The organism is Pantoea sp. R102 (assembly GCF_004916815.1).
Classification (GTDB): domain Bacteria; phylum Pseudomonadota; class Gammaproteobacteria; order Enterobacterales; family Enterobacteriaceae; genus Pantoea; species Pantoea dispersa.
Genome location: NZ_SDFT01000206.1, coordinates 1 through 4,563, shown reverse-complemented (window position 1 = coordinate 4,563; position 4,563 = coordinate 1). Strand labels below are relative to the sequence as shown.

Here is a 4,563-nt window from a genome sequence, read left to right as displayed (position 1 = left end):
TCACCGGCGCGTGCCGCTTCTACCGCCGCGTTGAGCGCCAGAATGTTGGTCTGGAAAGCGATGCTGTCGATGACGCTGATGATATCCACCACCTTACGCGAGGAGTGATGGATTTCGCCCATGGTGCTGACCACCTGACGCACCACTTCACTGCCGCGCGCCGCGACCTGAGACGCGCCATCTGCCAGCTGGTTAGCGTGCGTGGCGTTGTCGGCGTTCTGACGCACCGTGCCGGTCAGCTCTTCCATCGATGCGGCGGTTTGCACAATCGAACTCGCCTGCGATTCCGTCCGCGCCGAGAGATCGGCGTTGCCGCTGGCGATTTCGCGTGAAGCCGCGGTAATCGCCAGTGCGCTGTCGCCCACCTGGCGCATCAGCCCCTGCAAATGGGCGATGAACTGGTTAAAGCTTTGCGCCACAGCATTGAATTCCGGGCTATTGCTGGCTGGCAGACGTTGCGTCAGATCCGCACCACCAGTCGACAGCGCTTCGATGTTTTGATGCAGCAGATTCAGGCGTTTCATCATCGCGCGGACAAAGCCAAGCAGCACCAGCAGCAGCAGAATCGCCAGCGGGATCTGGACCAGGCCGAGACGGGTCAGCATGCTGTGCGTCTGCGCATCCAGCAGCGCGGACGGCACGTCGCTGGCCAGATACCATGGGCTGCCGGGAATGGCCTGCAGGAACAGCGTGTGCTCACCATCTTCTCCGCTGAAGGTGGTTTGCGACGGCTGAGAACCGGCCTGTGCCAGCAGCCCTTTCAGCGCCGCCGCCATTGGCAGCTGGGTATCAGCCAGATTTTCCAGCTTCGGCGTCCCCTCCAGCAACGCGGCATTGCCGACCACTTTGCCGTCCGCTTCGACAATCAGTACGCGGCCATGAATCGCCTCACCCATCTGCTGCGCCAGCTGGTTGAAAAAGCCGAGCGTGACGTCAATGGTTGAGACGCCCCACACAGTGCCGTTACGGTAAATCGCCATGGCGCAGTTGGTGCGCGGCTGCGGGCTGGCGGCATCCTGATAAGCCTTCGCCCACGCGCACTGGCCTTTTTCTGCGGCCATGCCATCTTTGTACCACGGCTGCTCCCAGTATTTGTCGGCAGCATCGGAGTTCCAGTAGGTGTTGACCTGCAGCTGGTTGCTGGCGTTACGCGCAAAGAACGAGCTGTCTTTCTCTTTCGCCGGATCGCGCCGGTTAGGTAACGGCCAGATACCGCCGCCGAACACGTTGCTGTCCTGATACTGGTTAACCAGCGCCGGCAGCAGCGTATCAATGGCGGCGCTGTCCATCACGCCCGCCGCTTCGGTAATGGCACGCTGCTGCGCCTGCACGCGGTTCATCTGCTCGACGATACGTCCGGCGAGACCATCCACCTCATAGCGCACCAGCCGGCTTTCGTTCTGGCTAAGCTGTGGCGCGATGAACTGGTTGATCACCAGGACGGTGACCAGCATAAGAACAACGAAGAATGCGACTAAAGTCGCGGTAAAACGAGATTGTGTGGTTTTTAACATCGGTGTGCCCTTACCCTGGTGTGGCGAGTTGCCTGATCGAGGTTAACGGCTTGTTACAGAGGAACTTGAGGTGCGCAAGATCACAAAATGGTTAACTAACACCCCTGCAGACCTGGCGACCCACGTTGTCGTGTTATCCAGTACGCGGTCAGGCGAGTGGGAACGGTGGATGAAGCAGGCTGGCGTCGGGGAGGTGCGTCCGGAACGTTTTCAGCGATTCGAACACAATTATATTAGTCTGCAGGCGATTATTGATGGCGTCGGTGTGGGTATCGGTGGAATACAAATGCTGGGACATGATCTGCAGGGCAACCGGCTTGTCACCCCGTTAGCTGTTGAGGCGAAGGGGAGCCGCTACGTGGCGTTAATTGCGCCTGACGTGGACAAATCATCTTCGCTAAACCGCTTTGTCGCATGGCTGGAACGGGAAGCATCCGCTTAATACCCGCCTGGTCGCTGCCAGAGGGGTATGTCGGGGCTTATTCGGCAGGCACTACGGTGCGGACTCCACCACTTCCTGGCGCGGACGGAACACATGATCGCTGCCCTGCGACAGCAAACGCTGCAGCAGCTGCTGGCCGCCGCGATCGTCCGCCTGGGCAAACAGCCGCTCGGCTTCGGTGATCGGCGTCGCCCACAGCAGATTTGGCCGATCGCCGTCGCGCTTCGGCAGCCGCAGTTGCGCGTTTTCGCCCGCCAGCCCGTTGGCCAGCAGGAAGCTTTCAAAGCCGACCGGCGCGACCTCCGACGCCAGCGTGTGCCCTTCGCCAATCCACGTCAGCCGCGCCCACGGCAAATGAGCAAACTCCGCCAGCGCGCTGGCCATCTGTACCGCGTTGGCCTCGGTCATCACTTCGCCATCCACCGCCATCGCCAGCTCTACACGCCGGTACTGCGGTGCCAGCTCGTCAAACAGATAATCCACCTGCGGCATCGGCCGGATACTCATGCCGAGCGTGAAGAAATACCACACGCCGTTATGCCAGTGCTGCGAAATCGCCATCGGCGGCCAGTTGCCCTGATCGATGGCGTAATATTTTACCGACTCACCAAACTGCGCCTGGTAACGTTGCAGCAGCTCGCTCTGCACGCGATCCCACTGCTGGCCATCGTGCCAGTCACGCCAGAAATGACGCTGCTGTTCGGCGCGCGCGTAGTAATCGTTGGTGGAGGCTGAACCGAGCGGCGCGGTGAGACGGTTCTCTTTGATGCAGCCCGCCGAGAAGCTGACCTGCTTGTCCTGATACAGGCTCCAGCCAGGGATCACCGCCAGCAGCTGGCCGTAATACCACAGCGCGGCACCGTCGTCGCTGGGCTCCCACAAAATCTGCAGGCCGGCCGGATCGAGCATCGGCTCCGCTTCCAGCGTGCGGCAATAGCTGGCGCTGAGCAGCGGCGCAATACCCTGCTCCATCGCTTCGCGATCTTCCTGTGCCGGTGCCGGCAGCAGATTGCGCAACCAGCAGCCGCGCACGGCGTACTGACTGCGGAACAGGTCGTTCGGCCAGATATAAAAATAGGCGGTACGCGCATCCTGTTCGACGATGGCGGTTAAAGTGTGTTGCTGATTCGGCACCTCAGCAATCAGAGGTTGGTGTGTCATAACGCCTCGACAATGCCTGGAGGGATCCATTTTCCCCGAGAATAGAGCAGGATCGGCACTCGCGCCATGTGACACAAGGGTAAAACTCTCAAAGTGCGCCAGGCCATCGTTCAGCCCGGCTTAAGAATGGCGGGGGCAGCGACGGCGAAGCTTCAGATTTTTTTGCGATTCTTTTACCGCTTCGCATGCTATTGTCAGCGCACTCTTCTGTTGCGGAGCTGTCGTCATGGTGCTGCAAACCCTCGATCTCAATCTGCGCGAAATCGTGATTCTCGCCCTGCTGCTGTGGCTGTTTGTCCGCTATACGTGGGTGATGACAGCCCTGACGCTGATCGTCGGTGCCATCGCGCTGCTGGTGCTGCTGCCGCTGGATATCTACTACACGCTGGTGCCGCTGGCGCTACTGGGCGTTGGCCTGGGCATGCTGCTGCATCACTATCAGCAGCGCCAGCTCCTGCTGAAACGCGAGGCGCGCACGCCGCGCAGCTACACCAGCAAGCAGGATGAATTTCACCTGTAACGCGGATCGCGCCCCATGCGCTGCATGGCACGCGCCCAGGCGCCACGCTGGATTGACCAGCGCAACAGGGCGGCAATCAACGCGATCTGCTTATCAATCCGCCATTGCGTCACTGGCCCGATCGGCTGTTGCATCAGCTGTTGCGCCCAGTCGGGCAGCAGACCACAGCCCGCCCGCAGCATGACGCACATCGCCGGTTTCGCCTGCCAGCTGGGTGCCGGCGCGTTAAGCAGCAGCTGCATCACTTCGTGAGTGCGCGCATCGTAAACCAGCTCTGCCCGCATCGCCTGTAAATAGGCCTCAACCGCCTCTACGCTTTTCGGCACCTGCTGCGCACCAAGCGCTTCCGCTACCCGCGCCGCTTCGGCGTAATAACGATCGCGATCGGCGAGGCTGAGCTGCGGATTTTTGTAGCGCAGATGCGCGGCCAGGAAGCGGCTGGTTTCTGCAACGTGCACCCAGGTGAGCAGATGCGGATCGCTGGCGGCATAAGGTTTGCCGGTGTTATCGATGCCAGTAACGCGCAGATGGATGCGTTTGACCCGCTCAATCAGGGTATGCGCATCGGCGGTGTTGCCGAAGGTGGTGACCGCTATGAACTGACTGGTGCGCCGCAGCCGGCCGAGCATGTCCTGGCGGAAACTGGAGTGATCCCACACGCCCGCCAGCGCCGCCGGATGCAGCATCTGTAGCATCAGCGCGCTGATGCCGCCGCACAGCATCGCGGGAAAGTCGCCGTGTACCTGCCAGATGATGTGGTCTGGACCGAACAGGCCGGGATCGCCCGGCGGTTGAGAGATGTCAAATTCGTTGAGCGACAGGCCGTTAAGGCGAAAGACCTGCTGTTCAATGCGGTGGCGGAGATTCATTTGTTCGTTCTTGCGCTAATGACCTTTCCCTCACCCCAGCCCTCTCCCGCGCGCGGG

5 protein-coding genes are annotated in these 4,563 nt (G+C 60.8%); 2 read left to right on the top strand and 3 right to left on the bottom strand.

Annotated elements, in window-relative coordinates; genetic code table 11:
• A partial coding sequence (locus ERD80_RS19210; protein WP_136548120.1) for a methyl-accepting chemotaxis protein occupies window positions 1-1,514 on the bottom strand: 1,514 nt, incomplete at its 3' end.
• 70 nt (window positions 1,515-1,584) lie between these two features.
• On the opposite strand from ERD80_RS19210, the gene ERD80_RS19205 reads away from it, so the two are divergent.
• Entirely contained in the window at window positions 1,585-1,956 is a 372-nt protein-coding gene (locus ERD80_RS19205; protein WP_248295876.1) for a LysR substrate-binding domain-containing protein, read from the top strand.
• 51 nt (window positions 1,957-2,007) lie between these two features.
• Here the strand turns inward: ERD80_RS19205 and ERD80_RS19200 are convergent, their stop codons facing one another.
• The gene (locus ERD80_RS19200; RefSeq protein WP_136548117.1) at window positions 2,008-3,117 is read right to left on the bottom strand and encodes a suppressor of fused domain protein; all 1,110 of its coding nucleotides are present in this window, start codon (window positions 3,115-3,117) and stop codon (window positions 2,008-2,010) included.
• 226 nt (window positions 3,118-3,343) lie between these two features.
• On the opposite strand from ERD80_RS19200, the gene ERD80_RS19195 reads away from it, so the two are divergent.
• Window positions 3,344-3,637 (top strand): hypothetical protein, encoded by a 294-nt coding sequence (locus tag ERD80_RS19195; protein WP_136548115.1) that lies wholly within the window; start codon window positions 3,344-3,346, stop codon window positions 3,635-3,637.
• Here ERD80_RS19195 and ERD80_RS19190 read toward each other — a convergent pair.
• Window positions 3,628-4,506 carry an oxygenase MpaB family protein gene (locus ERD80_RS19190; protein WP_058769483.1) on the bottom strand — a complete coding sequence of 293 codons (879 nt, stop codon included), beginning with the start codon at window positions 4,504-4,506 and terminating at the stop codon, window positions 3,628-3,630. The two genes, ERD80_RS19195 and ERD80_RS19190, sit on opposite strands and share 10 nt — an antisense overlap.
• Window positions 4,507-4,563: the final 57 nt, after the last annotated feature.

Coding starts and splice junctions, on each gene's coding strand:
- ERD80_RS19200 (WP_136548117.1), bottom strand. CDS start 3,117: ATGACACACCAACCTCTGATTGCTGAGGTGCCGAATCAGCAACACACT.
- ERD80_RS19195 (WP_136548115.1), top strand. CDS start 3,344: ATGGTGCTGCAAACCCTCGATCTCAATCTGCGCGAAATCGTGATTCTC.
- ERD80_RS19190 (WP_058769483.1), bottom strand. CDS start 4,506: ATGAATCTCCGCCACCGCATTGAACAGCAGGTCTTTCGCCTTAACGGC.